The 15,371-nt window shown below is 66.9% G+C and carries 18 protein-coding genes; 14 read left to right on the forward strand and 4 right to left on the reverse strand.

Going from position 1 to position 15,371, the window contains the following annotated elements:
• Positions 1-187 precede the first annotated feature (187 nt).
• The 8 genes from AB4Z42_RS13860 (at position 188) to rraA (ending at position 5,438) form a co-directional block, all read left to right on the forward strand.
• The gene (locus AB4Z42_RS13860) at positions 188-841 is read left to right on the forward strand and encodes a DUF6474 family protein (RefSeq protein WP_442009758.1); all 654 of its coding nucleotides are present in this window, start codon (positions 188-190) and stop codon (positions 839-841) included.
• Between the two features lies 1 nt (position 842).
• On the forward strand, positions 843-1,364 hold the full coding sequence (locus tag AB4Z42_RS13865) for a hypothetical protein (RefSeq protein WP_442009759.1): 522 nt from the start codon (positions 843-845) through the stop codon (positions 1,362-1,364).
• A gap of 38 nt (positions 1,365-1,402) precedes the next feature.
• Positions 1,403-2,062 (forward strand): YcnI family copper-binding membrane protein, encoded by a 660-nt coding sequence (locus tag AB4Z42_RS13870; RefSeq protein ID WP_442009760.1) that lies wholly within the window; start codon positions 1,403-1,405, stop codon positions 2,060-2,062.
• Positions 2,059-2,595: a copper resistance CopC family protein gene (locus AB4Z42_RS13875; RefSeq protein ID WP_442009761.1), complete on the forward strand. Its 537-nt coding sequence runs from the start codon at positions 2,059-2,061 to the stop codon at positions 2,593-2,595. Before AB4Z42_RS13870 ends, AB4Z42_RS13875 begins: the two co-directional genes overlap by 4 nt.
• Complete coding sequence (locus tag AB4Z42_RS13880; RefSeq protein WP_442009762.1) at positions 2,592-3,515, forward strand: copper resistance D family protein; 924 nt, start codon at positions 2,592-2,594, stop codon at positions 3,513-3,515. The genes AB4Z42_RS13875 and AB4Z42_RS13880 overlap by 4 nt, the downstream gene beginning before the upstream one ends.
• Positions 3,516-3,607: 92 nt before the next feature.
• Positions 3,608-4,162: a hypothetical protein gene (locus AB4Z42_RS13885; RefSeq protein WP_442009763.1), complete on the forward strand. Its 555-nt coding sequence runs from the start codon at positions 3,608-3,610 to the stop codon at positions 4,160-4,162.
• Positions 4,163-4,209: 47 nt separating this feature from the next.
• The gene (locus AB4Z42_RS13890) at positions 4,210-4,962 is read left to right on the forward strand and encodes a MerR family transcriptional regulator (RefSeq protein ID WP_442009764.1); all 753 of its coding nucleotides are present in this window, start codon (positions 4,210-4,212) and stop codon (positions 4,960-4,962) included.
• Complete coding sequence (rraA, locus tag AB4Z42_RS13895) at positions 4,959-5,438, forward strand: ribonuclease E activity regulator RraA (RefSeq protein WP_442009765.1); 480 nt, start codon at positions 4,959-4,961, stop codon at positions 5,436-5,438. Before AB4Z42_RS13890 ends, rraA begins: the two co-directional genes overlap by 4 nt.
• A gap of 3 nt (positions 5,439-5,441) precedes the next feature.
• On the opposite strand, the gene AB4Z42_RS13900 is transcribed toward rraA, so the two are convergent.
• Entirely contained in the window at positions 5,442-6,917 is a 1,476-nt protein-coding gene (locus tag AB4Z42_RS13900) for a flavin-containing monooxygenase (RefSeq protein ID WP_442009766.1), read from the reverse strand.
• 79 nt (positions 6,918-6,996) lie between these two features.
• Here AB4Z42_RS13900 and AB4Z42_RS13905 point away from each other — a divergent pair, with 79 nt between their 5' ends.
• The 3 genes from AB4Z42_RS13905 (at position 6,997) to AB4Z42_RS13915 (ending at position 9,217) form a co-directional block, all read left to right on the forward strand.
• Positions 6,997-7,641, forward strand: a complete 645-nt coding sequence (locus AB4Z42_RS13905) for a TetR/AcrR family transcriptional regulator (RefSeq protein ID WP_442009767.1) — start codon at positions 6,997-6,999, stop codon at positions 7,639-7,641.
• 20 nt (positions 7,642-7,661) lie between these two features.
• Positions 7,662-8,864: a DNA polymerase IV gene (gene dinB / locus AB4Z42_RS13910; RefSeq protein WP_442009768.1), complete on the forward strand. Its 1,203-nt coding sequence runs from the start codon at positions 7,662-7,664 to the stop codon at positions 8,862-8,864.
• Positions 8,865-8,929: 65 nt separating this feature from the next.
• Positions 8,930-9,217, forward strand: a complete 288-nt coding sequence (locus AB4Z42_RS13915) for a YiaA/YiaB family inner membrane protein (protein WP_442009769.1) — start codon at positions 8,930-8,932, stop codon at positions 9,215-9,217.
• Positions 9,218-9,226: 9 nt separating this feature from the next.
• Here the strand turns inward: AB4Z42_RS13915 and AB4Z42_RS13920 are convergent, their stop codons facing one another.
• Positions 9,227-10,231, reverse strand: coding sequence for a PHP domain-containing protein (locus AB4Z42_RS13920; protein ID WP_442009770.1), 1,005 nt, complete (start codon positions 10,229-10,231; stop codon positions 9,227-9,229).
• A 159-nt stretch (positions 10,232-10,390) separates the two neighbouring features.
• Between AB4Z42_RS13920 and AB4Z42_RS13925 the strand changes: the two genes are divergently transcribed.
• The gene (locus AB4Z42_RS13925; RefSeq protein ID WP_442009771.1) at positions 10,391-10,768 is read left to right on the forward strand and encodes an ArsR/SmtB family transcription factor; all 378 of its coding nucleotides are present in this window, start codon (positions 10,391-10,393) and stop codon (positions 10,766-10,768) included.
• A complete protein-coding gene (locus AB4Z42_RS13930) occupies positions 10,765-12,411 on the forward strand; it encodes a SulP family inorganic anion transporter (protein ID WP_442009772.1) in 1,647 nt (548 codons plus the stop codon). The genes AB4Z42_RS13925 and AB4Z42_RS13930 overlap by 4 nt, the downstream gene beginning before the upstream one ends.
• Positions 12,412-12,424: 13 nt before the next feature.
• On the opposite strand, the gene AB4Z42_RS13935 is transcribed toward AB4Z42_RS13930, so the two are convergent.
• Complete coding sequence (locus AB4Z42_RS13935) at positions 12,425-12,994, reverse strand: TIGR03086 family metal-binding protein (protein WP_442009773.1); 570 nt, start codon at positions 12,992-12,994, stop codon at positions 12,425-12,427.
• 30 nt (positions 12,995-13,024) lie between these two features.
• Entirely contained in the window at positions 13,025-13,702 is a 678-nt protein-coding gene (locus tag AB4Z42_RS13940; protein WP_442010044.1) for a potassium channel family protein, read from the reverse strand.
• Between the two features lie 156 nt (positions 13,703-13,858).
• On the opposite strand from AB4Z42_RS13940, the gene AB4Z42_RS13945 reads away from it, so the two are divergent.
• Positions 13,859-15,355: a potassium/proton antiporter gene (locus AB4Z42_RS13945; protein WP_442009774.1), complete on the forward strand. Its 1,497-nt coding sequence runs from the start codon at positions 13,859-13,861 to the stop codon at positions 15,353-15,355.
• Positions 15,356-15,371 lie beyond the last annotated feature (16 nt).

Genomic DNA, 15,371 nt, shown 5'->3' on the forward strand with positions numbered 1-15,371 from the left:
CCACTCCAGCACCACCCTTCATACGCATCGTCTGTGCACAATTCGGTCCTCAACCGATTGTTGCATAAGCACGTAAATCGCTTTGCTGACGAGGCGGACCGGTCCGCCGCAGGGACTCCTACGCGCGGTACCCGCACCGGACGATAGTGTTGTGCTGCATCGACAACGCGAACGGGAGACAGCTGGGATGAGCCTGTTCAAGCGCAAAACCCGCGCCACCCGCAAGGCCGAGGCCCGCGCCATCAAGGCAAAGGCGAGGCTCGAGGCCAAGCTGGAGGCGAAGAACGAAGCTCGCCGCATCAAGGCCGACCACAGGGCCGAAACCAACGCACTCAAGGCGCAGTTGAAGGCCCAGCGCGACAGCGACCGGACCGCACTCAAGGTCGCGGATCTGCAGCTGAAGGCCGCGCGCGAGGGCAAGTTGTTCTCCCCCACCAGGATTCGTCGAGTGCTCACGGTCACGCGGCTTGTCGCGCCGGTCGTCGTTCCGCTGGTGTACCGCGCCTCGATCGCCGCGCGCGGATACGTCGACGAGCGGCGCGCAGACCGGTTGGGCGTCCCACTCAGCCAGCTCGGTCAGTTCTCCGGCCACGGCGCACAGCTGTCCGCGCGGATCGCCGGGGCTGAGCAGTCGCTGCGGCTGGTTGCCGAGAAGAAGCCCAAGGACGCCGAGACGAAGCAGTTCGTCGCGGCGATCACCGAGCGCCTCAGCGATCTGTCCGCCGCCGTCGCAGCAGCCGAGAATATGCCTGTGCCGCAGCGCCGTTCCGCTCATACCGCCATCGCCACACAGATGGACGGGATAGACGCCGACCTGATGGCTCGGCTCGGCTTGGTCTGACATGTCCAAGCCGGCGGTTAGGCCCGTTGACCGCGTCCGCGGTGTGGCGACGGGCCTGTTGACCGCCGCACTCGCGATCGCCGCCCATGGCGCGGGCGGCGGCGCACTGCCCACCGGCGCGACGGCGGCGTTGCTGGCTGTGGTTGCGGCCACCGCTGGCGCGGTGGCCGCCAACGTCTCGTGCGCGAGCACGCCCCGGTACCTACTGGGGTTACTCGCGGTCGGCCAGCTGCTCGGTCACCTGTTGCTCAGCGCCGCCGGCCACCACCACACGTCCCAGCCCACAGCCGCCATGATCGCCGCCCACCTGATGGCGATCGCTGCCGGTGCGATTCTCATCGCCGCAGGCGAACGGCTATGGTGTGCGCTCTCGCGGACCGTGCGCGCGGTCGTCCGCATCGTCTGCACGGTGGCCGCCAAACCCGCGGCTGCCGCGCGCAGGGCAGATCAGCCGCTGCGCTCCGCGTTGCTTCTCGCCGCTTCGGTGTCGCATAGGGGTCCGCCGGTCAGCCTCGCCCGCTGATCCACCGATCCCCCACGACACAAGAAAGCCACAAACGAATGAGATCCACAGCTGGGGCGGCCTCGCGCGCCCTGATCGCCGTCGCCGTCACAGGCGCGACGGTTTCCCTCGGACTGCTGCCCGGAACGGCGACCGCGTCGGCCCACGTCCACGCCGAATCCGACAACGCGTCGCCGGGTCAGACCGCCGTCGTCACCTTCCGGGTGCCGGGAGAATCTGAAACCGGCGCGTTGACAACACAATTGAAGGTCGACCTTCCCAATGTCGCGTCGGCGCGTACCGAGGTCATGCCGGGTTGGACGGCTCGCCTGGACCGAGCCACCGACGCGGGCACCGTCTCGGCCGTCACCTGGACGGCGGCACCTGGCGCAGGCATCACGCCTGACCAGTTCGCGCTGTTCCGGGTATCGGTCAAGCTGCCGGAGGGGGATGAAGTCAGCTTCCCCACGACGCAGACGTACTCCGACGGAAAGGTGGTGCGCTGGGACCAGCCGCCTCTTCCCGACGGTGGCGAGCCCGAATATCCGGCGCCCGCACTGACCTTGAGTGCCGCGGGGGCCGAGTCCGAACACGACCATCCGGCCGCGATCGCGCAATCGCCGTCGGCCGACAACTCGGCTCGCTGGCTCGCCGGCGGCGCGCTGACGGTCGCCGCCGTCGCGCTCGCTGCGACACTGTTTTCGCGGCGGCGGTCATGAAGCACGTTGTCGCCGTGGCGGTTCTGATTTTGGGGCTCGCGGCGGGAACGCTGGGCAATGCGGGCATCGCTGCAGCACACGCTGCCCGCATTTCATCTGACCCGGCCGAGAATGCCTCTCTGACAAAGTCCCCGCCGAGGGTCAGCGCGACCTTCAACGAGGCGATGCAACCCCAATTCGCGGCGATGACGGTGGTTGGCCCCGACGGTGACTTGTGGTCCACCGGCGAGCCGACTGTCGAGGGCGCCGTCATCAGTGTCGGGGTGCGTCCCCTCGGCCCGTCGGGCACCTACACCGTGAACTACCGGGCGACGTCGGCAGACGGCCACGTCGTCTCGGGCTCGTGGTCGTTCCAGCTGACGGTGGCAGGGACCGGCACTCCGGGTCCGCCCGCCGCCGACGCTCCTAGCCCACCGGCGGATGCCTCGGGGAATTCCGAGAAGTCCGACGGGATTCCAGTGTGGCCGTTCTTCGTCGGCGCCGTGGTGATCATCGGCGCGGGAGCCCTGTGGGCGGCGCGGCGCAGGAAGTGACGCGTCGGGCGGCACTGGCGTGCGGAGCGCTGGTGGTCGCGGCGGCGTCCGTGGTGGCGTGGGCTCTGGCGTACCCCCAGGGTTCGCTGGCGGTGACGCTGGTGCGGGCCGTCGCCGACTGCGCCGTGGTGATCTGCCTGGGGCTGGCCGTGGTGCCGTTGCTCGACGACGAGCGGCATCGCGCCGAGATCATCGGGCGCGCCACCATTCCGCTGTCTGCCGCCGGTGCCGTCTGGCTGCTGGCCGAGCTGGGCCGGTTGATCGTGGCGGCCGCACAGGCCGCCGCGCTCCCGATCACCGGGCTGGGCGTACAGACGACGCTCGACTTCGCGTTGCGCACCGCGCCGGGACGGGCGGGCATGCTCAGTGTCGCGGCAGCCGCGGCGCTCTGCCTGACCGTCATCGCCGCGCCGCGGACGGCACCGGTCAACCTCGCGGTGGCCGGCCTGGCAGCGGTGGGCCTGACGGCGCGGCTGGTCACGGGGCACTTCTTCGAAAGTGCGGTGGGCGGCCTGGCGCTTGCCGTTCACAGCCTGGCGGCCGCACTGTGGTGTGGTGCGCTCGCGGGCCTCGTGCTCACCGTCGAGCATCGGGGTCGCTGGGCACGGGTGCTGCCGCGCTTCTCCGCGCTGTCGCTGTGGTGTGTGCTCGCACTTCTGATCGGCGGCACCGTCGGGGCTGTGGACCGGCTCGGTTCACCAGCCGAGTTGTACGCCACCGGCTATGGCCGGCTGCTGTCGGCCAAGATCGCGGTGGCGGCAGTGCTGGTGCTGTTGGGCTGGCGCAACCGGACGATCTGGCTGCCCGCGGCGCGCGCCCACCGCGCCACCGCAGTGGTGTCGCGATCACGGTCGCTGGTCGAATTGGCGGTGATGGCCGTGGCGCTCGCTTTGGCGGCCGGACTGGCCGCAACCGGTTAGCGCCATACCCGAACTGGCATGATGGGGTCCACTGCCGGTTACCGACGCTCGCGCCGGATATGCGTAGACGAGACACTGCAAAGGAGCAGACGATGGCAGACCAGCAGGACCGACCCGACGAAGGGCCGCAGTCCACGCCGCCGCCGCCCGCATCGGCGCCGCCGCCTGGGCCCACGCCGCCGCCGCCCGCGGAGCCACCCGTAGCCGAACCGCGCCCGGCCGAACCCCCGCTGGCCGAGCCGCCGGTGCCCGAGAAGAGCCCACCGCCCCCGGCCAAGAAACAACCGGCCAAGGCTGCGAAGAAAGCCGCTCCCGCGAAGAAGGCTCCGGCCAAGGCTGCGAAGAAAGCCGCTCCCGCGAAGAAGGCTCCGGCCAAGAAAGCGCCCGCCAAGAAGGTTCCGGCCAAGAACGCCCCCGCGACGCCGAAACTGGCGGACACCAACGGCGACCTCGGCTCCGCGGCGAAGGAAGCCGCGGCCAAGGCAAAGGCGGCCGTCGCCACCGCGAGCAACCCGGTGTCCGGCCCCGCGCCGGTGCCACTGATCGGACCCGAGACGTCGCGGTTGCCGATCGCCGCGGCGATCGCGGCCGGTGTACTGGCCATCCTGGTGGTACTGCTCGTCCGCCGCGGCTCTGACCAAAGCTGAACGTGACGGCTTGACCCTCACGCGGCGTCAGGGTCGATAGTGGCGGTATGGACGCAAAGACCGTCAGTGCGGTAGCCGCTCTCACGGCAGTCTCCGTGCGCACCCTGCACCACTATGACCACGTCGGTCTCGTGGTGCCCAGCGTCCGAACCCCGGTCGGGTATCGCGGCTACACCGACGCCGACATCGAACGTCTGCACGTCGTGCTGGTGTACCGCTCAGTCGGCTTGTCGCTCAACGACATCCGCACCCTGCTGGACGACGGCGCGGACGTGGTCGAACACCTGGACCGGCAACACCGGCTGCTACTCGAGCAGGCCGATCGGCTGCAGCACACCATCACGGCAGTGGAGGAATTGATGAGCGCACACCGCAGCGGAATCCAGCTGACCGCCGAGGAACAGATCGAGATCTTCGGCACCACCGCATTCGGTGCGGAGTACGCCGACCAGGCCGAACAGCGGTGGGGTGACACCGAGGCGTGGAAGCAGTCCAGCGAGCGGGTTTCGACATTCACCAAGCAGGACTGGATCGACATCAAGGCAGAAGGTGACGCGCTGCTGGGCGCACTCGCCGAAGCCAAGCGGTCGGGTGTGGAGCCCGGCTCCGCGCACGCCAACGAACTGGCCGCCCGGCACCGCGCATCGATCGAGCGGTACTACGACTGCAGCGCTGAGATGCATATTGCTCTGGCACAGATGTATCTGGCCGACGAACGGTTCACGCGCCACTATGACGATGTCGAGCCCGGGTTGACGCAGTTTGTGCACGACATCGTGGTGGCTAGCATCGACAGGTGACCATCGAGCCCCGCCCCACCGCAGACCTCGTCGACGACATCGGTCCCGCCGTCCGCAGCTGCGATCTGCAGCTGCGTCAGTTCGGTGGGCGTTCCGAGTTCGCCGGGCTCATCACGACAGTGAAGTGCTTCGAGGACAACGCGCTATTGAAAGCTGTACTCTCCGAGCCGGGTAACGGTGGGGTCCTGGTGATCGACGGGGACGGTTCGCTACATTCCGCGCTCGTCGGCGACGTCATCGCGGGGATCGCCATCGACAACGGGTGGGTCGGCCTCATCATCAACGGCGCCGTGCGCGACTCTTCAACGCTGCGCACCCTCGACATCGGCATCAAGGCGCTGGGCACAAACCCGCGCAAGGGCACGAAGACCGGAGACGGATCGCGGAATGCGGCTGTCGACTTCGGCGGGGTGGTGTTCGTCCCCGGCCACATCGCGTACAGCGACGACGACGGCATTGTCGTCGTCGCCGCCTAGCGATCAAGCCGAAGTGGCTACGCGCGCACGCTGTTTGGTGAATTTCAGCGCTTCGTCGTCGACCTTGCCGCGCCGGATCAGGCCGATGTCAAGCAGATAGTTCTGCTTGAGCCGCCACGGCGCGACGTGCCCGGCCTTGGGTAGATAGTCCAGCGCGCGCAGCACGTAGCCAGGCGTGAAATCCATCAGCGGGCGCTCGTCGACCGAATTGCCCGGGTGCTGTGGCTCGACGGTCTCGTAGCCCTTGGCGTCCATGTAGTTGAGCACGCGGCAGACGAATTCGGATACCAGGTCGGCCTTCAGGGTCCACGACGCGTTCGTGTAGCCGATCGTGAACGCCATGTTCGGCATATGCGTCAACATCATGCCCTTGAAGGCCATGGTGTCGTTCAACTCGATCGGCACTCCATTGCGGGAGATCTCCGCGCCGCCGAATAGCTGCAGGTTCAAACCCGTTGCGGTGACGATGATATCGGCGGCAAGTTCCTCACCCGAGGACAGCTTGATGCCGCTTTTCGTGAACCGCTCGATGGTGTCGGTCACGACGTCGGCTTTGCCGTGCCGAATGGTCTTGAACAGGTCGCCGTTGGGCGCCAGGCACAGTCGCTCGTCCCACGGGTTGTACTTCGGCCCGAAGTGCTTTTCGACGTCGTAGCCCTCGGGCAGCCGTCGCTGCGCCATCGTCATCAACGTCTTGCGCATGAACTTCGGGAACCGCCTGCTCAACCGGTACTGCGCCGACTGCGCCAGGATGCTCTTCCAGCGATTGAGCACGTAGGCGGGCTTCTCCGGCAGAGCCTTGTTCGTCCGGACGGTGAACGGATCGACATCGGGCAGGGCGCCGATGTAGGTCGGTGAACGCTGCAGCATCGTCACATGACCGGCTCCCGAATTGGCAAGGGCCGGAATGAGAGTCACTGCGGTAGCGCCGCTGCCGATCACGACGATCTTCTTACCGGTGTAGTCGAGGTCCTCGGGCCAGTGCTGCGGGTGGATGATCGTGCCGTCGAATTCGTCGCTACCGGCGAACTCCGGCGAGAAGCCCTGGTCGTAGTTGTAGTAGCCGCTGGCCGCGAACAGGAAGGACGCCGTGATCTGACGCTCCTGCCCGTCGGTCTCGATGCGGACCGTCCAGCGGTTGTCGGCGTCTGACCAGTCCGCGCCGAGTACCCGCTGGCCGTAGCGGATGTGCTTGTCGATGCCGAACTCGGCGACCGTCTCCTTGAGATAGGACATGATCGACGGCCCGTCGGCGATGGCCTTCTCCGACGTCCACGGCTTGAACCGGAAGCCCAGGGTGAACATGTCGGAGTCCGAACGGATACCCGGGTACTTGAACAGGTCCCAGGTTCCGCCGAGATTCTCGCGGCGCTCCAGGATCGCGTAGGTCTTGCCCGGACAGCGGTCCTGCAGGTGCCAGGCGGCGCTGATGCCGGAGATGCCGGCTCCGACGATGACGACATCGAGGTGTTCGCTCATGGTACCGGAGCGTATCAACGGTGTGTCGAGTCAGTCAACAGTGTGTCGAGAAACTCGACTCGGTGTAAAGTCTGTCCCTGTGACCTCCGTCAGCCAGCCCCGCGCCGCACGTGGCCGCCGTACCGGCCGCCCTTCCGGCGACGACCGTGAACTGGCGATTCTGGAAACCGCGAGCCGCCTGCTCGACGAGCGGCCCCTGCACGAGATTTCCGTCGACGACCTGGCAAAAGGCGCGGGGATATCCCGTCCGACGTTCTACTTCTACTTCCCGTCCAAGGTCGCCGTGGTGGTGACGCTGATCGAGCGCGTCATTCTCGAGGCGGATTCCGCAGTTTCCGGCGTCACCGATCAGCCCATCGGCGATCGGCTCACCTTCTGGCGGACCGGTATCAACATCTTCTGTGCCGGTTTCGGTGCCCACAAAGGAGTGTCGCGAGCCGGATACGAGGCCAGGGCAACAATTCCCGCGATCGCTGAACTGTGGTCGCGGTTCATGCAGAAGTGGATCGACAACACCGCCGCGATCATCGAGGCCGAGCGCGCGCGTGGCCAGGCGCCGGTGACCCTGCCGGCGCACGACCTGGCGACGGCGCTGAACCTGATGAACGAACGGGTGATGATGGCGGCGTTCTCCGAGGAACGTCCGGCCGTGCCGGAGCAGCACGTCCTCGACACCCTCGCGCATATCTGGATCACCAGCATCTACGGCACGGCTGCCAACTAGTCGTACCTCGATGCGAACATATGTTCGTGTCAGGTGCGAGCATCCTGCACGCTGATCTCGACTCCTTCTACGCCTCGGTCGAGCAGCGTGACGACCCGGCGCTGCGCGGGCGGCCGGTGATCGTCGGCGGCGGCGTCGTGCTCGCCGCCAGCTACGAGGCCAAGGCTTACGGCGTCCGGACCGCGATGGGCGGCCGCCAGGCCCGCGCCTTGTGCCCGCACGCCATCGTCGTGCCACCGCGGATGTCGGCGTACTCCGAGGCCAGCCGCGCCGTGTTCGAGGTATTCGACGACACCTCACCGATCGTCGAGCCGCTCAGCGTTGACGAAGCATTCATCGACGTTTCCGGCCTGCTGCGGGTGTCCGGCACACCGGTCGAGATCGCGGCGCAACTGCGGTGTGCGGTGCGCGACAGGGTGGGGCTGCCGATCACCGTCGGCATCGCGAGGACCAAGTTCCTGGCCAAGGTCGCGAGCCAGGAAGCCAAGCCCGACGGACTGCTGCTGGTACCGCCCGATCGTGAACTCGCCTTCCTGCATCCGCTGCCGGTGCGACGGCTGTGGGGCGTCGGCGCCAAGACCGCCGAGAAGCTGCACGCGCACGGTATCGAGACGGTGGCCGACGTCGCCGAACTATCCGAGGGCACGCTCGGCTCGCTCGTCGGCGGCGCGATGGGCTATCGGCTGTTCGCGTTGTCCCGCAACATCGACAGGCGACGCGTGGTCACGGGTGTGCGCCGTCGCTCGGTCGGCGCTCAGCGGGCACTCGGACGGCGCGGCAACACCATGTCCGCGGCGGAGGTCGACGCCGTCGTCATCAACCTCGTCGACCGGATCACCCGCCGCATGCGCAAGGCGGGCCGCACCGGCCGAACTGTGGTGCTGCGGCTGCGATTCGACGATTTCGGCCGCGCGACGAGATCACACACCATGCCGAGGGCGACCGCATCGACCGACATGATCCTCGACACCGCGCGCTCGCTGGTGGCGGCGGCCGCCCCGCTGATCGCCGAGCGCGGACTGACACTCGTCGGGTTCTCGGTGTCCAACATCGACCGCCATGGGGCGCAGCAGTTGGAGCTTCCGTTCACCGAAGAGGCGGACACCGTCGCGCTGGACGACGCCGTCGATCAGGTTCGGCGGCGGTACGGGAACGCCGCCGTCACGCGCGGAGTGCTGCTCGGCCGGGATCCGGGAATGGAGATGCCCCTGCTGCCTGACTAGGTGCACCGGCCAAGTTGAGTAATCTCACTCAACCGCCCACGCGCCCGACGCGACAGTCTGGCACCATGACCACTTTCAATTCCCCTTCGAAGAACACCGCCGCGTTCTTCCTGCAAGCCGCCATCGCATTCGGCGTGAGCCTCCTGGGCGCGCTGGGCGGGATTCTCTTCCTGCCCATGGACCTCTGGCAGAGGTTGTTCCTCGCCATGACCGTGCTCTTCCTCGTGACGAGCTCGTTCACGCTGGCCAAAGTCATCCGTGACCAGGAGGAGGCCACCACCGTCCGCGTACGTCTCGATGAGGCGCGAATGGAAAGGATTCTCGCAGAACACAATCCGTTCACCACCGGCTGAGGCGTCGGCTCAAGAGCTGGTCCACTCCAGCAGTTTCTCCGCGGGCCAGGTGTTCACGATCCGGTCGATGGGCACCCCCGCATCGAGCGCACGCTGGGCGCCGTAGCCCAGGAACTCGAGTTGACCCGGTGCGTGGGAGTCGGTGTCGATGGAGAACACGCAGCCGATCTCCAGCGCGAGATTCAGCAGACGGGTCGGCGGATCGCGGCGTTCGGGCCGGGAGTTGATCTCGACGGCGGTGCCATTGTCGAGGCACGCCGTGAACACCTTCTCGGCATCGAACTTCGATTCGGGCCGCACGCCGCGGCCTCCGGTCACGAGCCGTCCGGTGCAGTGGCCCAGCACATCGGTGTGCGGATTGGCCACGGCCTTGAGCATGCGACGGGTCATCGACGGCGCGTCCATCGACAGCTTCGAATGCACGCTGGCGACGACGACGTCGAGACGTTCGAGCAGTTCGTCCTCCTGATCGAGCGCACCGTCGTCGAGAATGTCGACCTCGATTCCGGTGAGGATGCGCATCGGGGCAACCATGTCGCGGATCTCGTCGACCACGTCGAGCTGCTCGCGCAACCGTTCGGGCGAGAGCCCATTGGCGATCCGCAGCCGCGGCGAATGGTCGGTCAGCGCACAGTACTCGTGGCCCAATTCCTTTGCCGCGAGCATCATCTCCTCGATCGGAGCCGAACCATCGGACCAGTTGGAGTGCACGTGCAGATCTCCGCGCAGGGCGGCGCGGATATCGCCGCCGCCGAGATCTGCTGCATTCGAGCGCAATTCGACGAGCACGTCGGGTTCGTGGCCTGCCCACGCCTGGGCGATCACCTTGGCGGTCTTGGGCCCGACGCCGGAAAGCGACTGCCAGCTGTTGGCCGCACCGTGCCGCTCCCGCTCGGCATCCGACAACGCCTCCACGATGTCGGCGGCGTTCCGGTAGGCCATCACCCGGCGGGGATCTTCGCGCGCGCGGTCCTTGTAATACGCAATCTGGCGCAGGGCGATGACCGGATCCATGCCTTTCAGTGTGCCCGGTCAGGGCGTGCGCCACGCAGGGTCATCCCGGCGAGCACGTACCGGCCCGATGCTGTCGAACGCGCGGTTTGCATAACCGCGGTAAATCTCGCTAGCCTGAATTGAGGATTTGTTCAATCCATCAATCGATTAGGTCATAGAATGCCGCCGCGCCCCCCGGGTAGTTCCGAGCTGCCCCTCTACGAAATCAAGGCGAATCTGTTCAAAGCACTCGCCCATCCGGCGCGCATTCGCGTGCTCGAGATCCTGTCGGCTAATGACAGCGCAACGTCCGTCGGCGAGATCCTCACCGAGACCCACCTCGAACCGACTCTGTTGTCGCAACACCTGGCGGTCCTCAAACGCCATCGCGTGGTCAAGGCGCAGCGCGTCGGTAACGCGGTGTATTACGAGCTCGCGCATCCGAAGATCTCCGAGCTGCTCATCATCGCCAGGACCTTCCTCGCCGACGTCCTCGGTACGCAACGCGATCAATGGGAAGCACTCAAGACACTGCCGCCGCTCGGACGTAGCAAGTGATCGCTGCCACCGTAGGCAATCTCGCCCGTTTGCTGCCGAACCGCCGCGACTACACCGAACTACGGTCGTCATGGCGGCGCGACATCCTGGCCGGCGTAACCGTCGGTGTGGTCGCGTTGCCACTGGCGCTGGCCTTCGGCCTCAGCTCCGGTGTCGGAGCGGCCGCTGGGCTGATCACGGCTGTGGTGGCTGGTCTGGTCGCGGCGGTCTTCGGCGGATCGCACGTTCAGGTTTCCGGCCCGACGGGCGCGATGGCCGTCGTACTCGCACCTGTCGTCGCCCAATTCGGTCTGGCCAGCGTTGCGCTGGTGACGATGCTCGCCGGCCTGCTGGTGTTCGCCGCCGGTCTCACCGGCCTGGGCCGGGCGGTCACATTCATCCCGTGGCCCGTCATCGAGGGATTCACGCTCGGCATCGCGGCGATCATCTTCCTTCAACAGGTACCCGCCGCATTCGCGCACGGCACCTTGGCCGGTACCCGCACGCTACCCGCAGCGTGGACCGCCATCACCCACACCGAATGGCAGTCCGCTGCGAAAACCCTTGGTGTGGTGACGCTTATCGCCGTGCTGATGGTGGTGCTCCCCCGATTGCACCGGGGCATCCCCGAATCCCTCACAGCCGTGATCGTCGCAACGGTGGCCGTCGCCGCGTGTGGGATCTCCGTGGCCACCATCGGTGAACTGCCATCGCACCTACCCGCACCGGTACTGCCACATGCTGACCCGGGAGCCATGCGCACGCTGGTCGGCGCCGCGATGGCGATCGCGGCGTTGGCGGCGATCGAATCGCTATTGTCTGCACGCGTCGCCGCCACCATGGCGCCGACGGGTCCCTACGACCCCGATCGCGAGTTGGTCGGCCAGGGCCTGGCTTCCATTGCCTCGGGCGCGTTCGGCGGTATGCCGGCTACCGGCGCAATCGCGCGTACCGCTGTCAACGTCCGTTCTGGCGCGCGCACGCGTGTTTCGGCGATCGTGCACTCGCTCGTGTTGCTGGCGGTCGTGTATCTGGCGACGGGGCCTGTCTCGGCTATCCCGTTGTCCGCCTTGGCCGGTGTACTCATGGTGACGTCGTTCCGGATGATCTCGGCTGGTACCGTCCGCAAGATCCTGCGCTCCACCCGATCGGACGCGCTGACGTTCATACTCACCGCCGTCATCACGGTGTGCTTCGATCTGGTCGAGGCCGTTGAGATCGGCCTAGTCGTTGCGGCAATTTTCGCGTTACGTGCCGTGGCCCGCCGCAGCAGCGTGGTCCGCGAGGACATTCCGGGTCCCTGCCAGCCCGGCGACGAACAGATTGCGCTTCTTCGACTTGATGGAGCGATGTTTTTCGGTGTGGCCGAACGTATCTCGAGCGCCATCGTCGACGCCGATCACCCAGACACATCCGTGGTGGTCATCCGGATGTCCCAGCTCGGCATGCTGGATGCGACCGGCGCGCACACCCTGGCACAGATTTCCACCGAGTTGGAAGCTCGCGGCATCACGGTGATCATCAAGGGCGTTCGGGGCGAGCACATGGACTTGTTGACCAACGTCGGAGTCTTCGAGACACTTCGCCACGAGAACCACCTGCTGGATACGCTCGATGAAGCCATCTGCCATGCCCGCACCCATGTGGCCCGTCAGCCACACTGACGCCGGGCCGAACTCAGCGTCCACTCCACGCAGGGTCCCGACCGCTCATCGCGACGATCCGGTCGAGCGCCGACGCGTTCTCGGCAGTAGGCACTGCTGGTCCGAACATGCCCGGCGTGCCCGACGGGTCGAACTGCGCCAGGTACTCCAGGAGCGCGTTGGTCGTAGCCTCGTCGGCGTCGTAGGAGACACCCGCGGCACTGGCGACATCCCAGCCGTGGAGCACCACCTCGGCCAGCGCGATGGAACCACCCACCTCCCCCGGAAAGTCGATGCCGCCGGCGCGCGACATGCCCTCCCACGCTGCCGGGTCACCCCAGGCACGCGCCAGCTCCGCCAGTCGGGCCGGGTAGGCGGTGCGCCAGTCGTCGTCGAGCGGCGCGTCGTCGGCGGGCGGAGTGTCGGTCATCGGGCCGAAGTCCTTGCGCGCGGCGGCGGTAAACGCGTGCGCCAGTACTCCGATATGCGCGACGAGCGCGTCAAGCCGCAGCTTCTCGCAGGGCGTCGGCGCGGTGAGTTGGTCGTCGGTCACGTTCGCCAACACCTGGGCTGTGCGTTGGCAGGCTGAGGTCAAGTCGATCATGTCCGTACTGACCGGCGCGACGGCCGGAACTCATCGGTCGCCGAGTGGTTTCGTCGCACCCTGAACGAGAGCGGACACCTGACTCTGGGTGCCACCGGCGAAGAACAGCATCTCGTCGCCCACCTCCAGCACGTCGTCCGGCTTCGGGAACACGATGCCGCTCTCACGAATCACGATCGCCAGCGCGGTGTTCTCCGGCAACGGCAGATCCCGCATCCGCTGGCCGACCAGTGGATCTCCCTCGGGCAGCGTCAGTTTCGCCAGGCTCACCTGACCCTGGCGCAGTTCCATCAACCGCACGACGTGGCCGATGTCGATGGCCCCCTCGATGGCCGCGACCAGCGCCGCGGGCGCCGAGACGGCGACGTCGACACCCCATGCCTCGGTGAACAGCCACGCATTGCGCATGTCGTTGACCCGCGCGACCACACGATCCACCCCGAACTCGGTCTTGGCCAGCAGCGACGCCGTCAGATTCACCTTGTCGTCACCGGTCGCGGCGATCATCACATCGCAGGTCTGTAACCCCGCGTCCTCGAGCGAGGTCAGCTCGCAGGCGTCGGCCAGCAGCCAGTCGGCATCCGGCGCCGTATGCGGTTCGTAGTGTCGGATGTTGTGCTCGATCAGCAGCACCTTGTGGCCGTATCCCAGTAGTTCCTGGGCGACGGACCTCCCGACCGCCCCGGCGCCGGCGATGCCGATGCGCATCTTTGGTCGCTCATCGACACGGCCCGACTCCTCGGTGGGTCGCCGCGTCAGTCGGAACACCGATTCATCGTCGCACCTCATCACCGCGCTCGGCGGCCGTGGTAGGTGTTTACTGCACTTCAAAAGGCCACCGATACCGTCCCGAACGAGGATGAAATGAGCTTGCAGCAGCTGTATCTGGTGCTGCTGGCTGCTGGCCTCGTGTTGTTGGCCAGCATCATCGCCACCAGGGCGGCCAGCCGGGTGGGGCTGCCGAGCCTGCTGCTGTTCCTCGGAGTCGGCGTCATCGTCGGCGAGGACGGGCTGGGTCTGCACTTCGACAACTACCTGCTCGCCGACCACCTCGGTACCGTCGCCCTGGCGATCATCCTCGTCGAAGGCGGTCTGACGACCAGGTTCTCCGACGTGCGGAAGGTCTTGGCTCCCGCGGGGGCGTTGGCCACCATCGGGGTGGGCGTCAGCATGGCGGTGACCGCGGCCGGCGCACATCTGCTGCTCGGGATCGACTGGCAGCTGGCCCTGCTGCTAGGCGCGGTCGTTTCCGTCACCGACGCCGCGGCGGTGTTCTCGGTGCTGCGCGTCGTACCGCTGCCGCGCCGAGTGGCGGGTCTGCTCGAGGCAGAGTCGGGGTTCAACGACGCCCCCGCCGTCATCCTCGTGCTGATGTTCAGCGTGGTACCGCTGCAGCTGTCTGCGGGCCATGCGCTCGCGGAATTGGCCTACGAGTTGGTGGTGGGTGCCGCCATCGGGTTGGGCTGCGGATTTCTGGGCTCAATCGCTTTGCGCCGCATCGCTCTTCCCGCATCCGGGCTGTATCCGTTGGCGACCTTCGGTCTCGGCATGGTCGCATTCGCCGCCGCGGGCAGCGCCCACGCCAGCGGATTCCTCGCCTGCTATCTGGCCGCCGTCGTGCTCGCCAACACCGGGTTACCCCACCGTTCTGCCACCCGGTCGTTCGCGGAGGGACTCGGCTGGCTGGCGCAGATCGGACTGTTCGTCCTGCTCGGTCTTCTCGTCGATCCCAGCGATCTTGGCGCCGAGTTGGCTGCGGGGATCGTGATCGGCCTGGTTCTGCTCTTGATTGCGCGGCCGCTGTCGGTGTTCCTTTCTCTGATCTGGTTCCGGGTGCCCTGGCGCGAGCAGGTCTTCGTATCGTGGGCCGGTCTTCGGGGCGCAGTGCCGATCGTGCTGGCGACCTTCCCGATCGTCGCGGGCGTCGAAGACAGCGTCCGCATCCTCAACATCGTGTTCATCCTGGTGGTGGTGTACACCCTGGTTCAGGGCCCCAGCCTTCGCCTGCTCGCGCACCGTTTGGGTCTGATCCCCAAGGACGCCACCCGCGAGATCCAAGTCGAGGCGGCGCCACTGGATGTGCTGGAGGCGGAGCTGCTGACGATGACGGTGCATGAGCCGTCCCGGCTGCACAACGTCACCGTTCTCGAGCTGCGACTACCCGATCCCAGCGTGATCACGCTGATCATCCGCGATGGCCATACGTTCGTCCCGCAGCCCGATACCCGCATCGCGATCGGCGACGAGCTGCTGATCGTCACGACCACGAAGACACGGGCCGCGGCCGAACGCCGGCTTCGTGCGGTCAGTCGCCGAGGCAAACTGGCGTACTGGTTCGACGAATTCGGGGAATCCGAATAGGGACTAGCCTGGGTGC

The organism is Mycobacterium sp. 2YAF39, assembly GCF_052114565.1.
In the GTDB taxonomy this organism is placed as follows: Bacteria; Actinomycetota; Actinomycetes; order Mycobacteriales; family Mycobacteriaceae; genus Mycobacterium.

Coding starts and splice junctions, on each gene's coding strand:
- AB4Z42_RS13860 (WP_442009758.1), top strand. CDS start 188: ATGAGCCTGTTCAAGCGCAAAACCCGCGCCACCCGCAAGGCCGAGGCC.
- AB4Z42_RS13865 (WP_442009759.1), top strand. CDS start 843: ATGTCCAAGCCGGCGGTTAGGCCCGTTGACCGCGTCCGCGGTGTGGCG.
- AB4Z42_RS13870 (WP_442009760.1), top strand. CDS start 1,403: ATGAGATCCACAGCTGGGGCGGCCTCGCGCGCCCTGATCGCCGTCGCC.
- AB4Z42_RS13875 (WP_442009761.1), top strand. CDS start 2,059: ATGAAGCACGTTGTCGCCGTGGCGGTTCTGATTTTGGGGCTCGCGGCG.
- AB4Z42_RS13885 (WP_442009763.1), top strand. CDS start 3,608: ATGGCAGACCAGCAGGACCGACCCGACGAAGGGCCGCAGTCCACGCCG.
- AB4Z42_RS13890 (WP_442009764.1), top strand. CDS start 4,210: ATGGACGCAAAGACCGTCAGTGCGGTAGCCGCTCTCACGGCAGTCTCC.
- AB4Z42_RS13900 (WP_442009766.1), bottom strand. CDS start 6,917: ATGAGCGAACACCTCGATGTCGTCATCGTCGGAGCCGGCATCTCCGGC.
- dinB (WP_442009768.1), top strand. CDS start 7,662: ATGTTCGTGTCAGGTGCGAGCATCCTGCACGCTGATCTCGACTCCTTC.
- AB4Z42_RS13915 (WP_442009769.1), top strand. CDS start 8,930: ATGACCACTTTCAATTCCCCTTCGAAGAACACCGCCGCGTTCTTCCTG.
- AB4Z42_RS13920 (WP_442009770.1), bottom strand. CDS start 10,231: ATGGATCCGGTCATCGCCCTGCGCCAGATTGCGTATTACAAGGACCGC.
- AB4Z42_RS13925 (WP_442009771.1), top strand. CDS start 10,391: ATGCCGCCGCGCCCCCCGGGTAGTTCCGAGCTGCCCCTCTACGAAATC.
- AB4Z42_RS13935 (WP_442009773.1), bottom strand. CDS start 12,994: ATGATCGACTTGACCTCAGCCTGCCAACGCACAGCCCAGGTGTTGGCG.
- AB4Z42_RS13940 (WP_442010044.1), bottom strand. CDS start 13,702: ATGCGCATCGGCATCGCCGGCGCCGGGGCGGTCGGGAGGTCCGTCGCC.
- AB4Z42_RS13945 (WP_442009774.1), top strand. CDS start 13,859: ATGAGCTTGCAGCAGCTGTATCTGGTGCTGCTGGCTGCTGGCCTCGTG.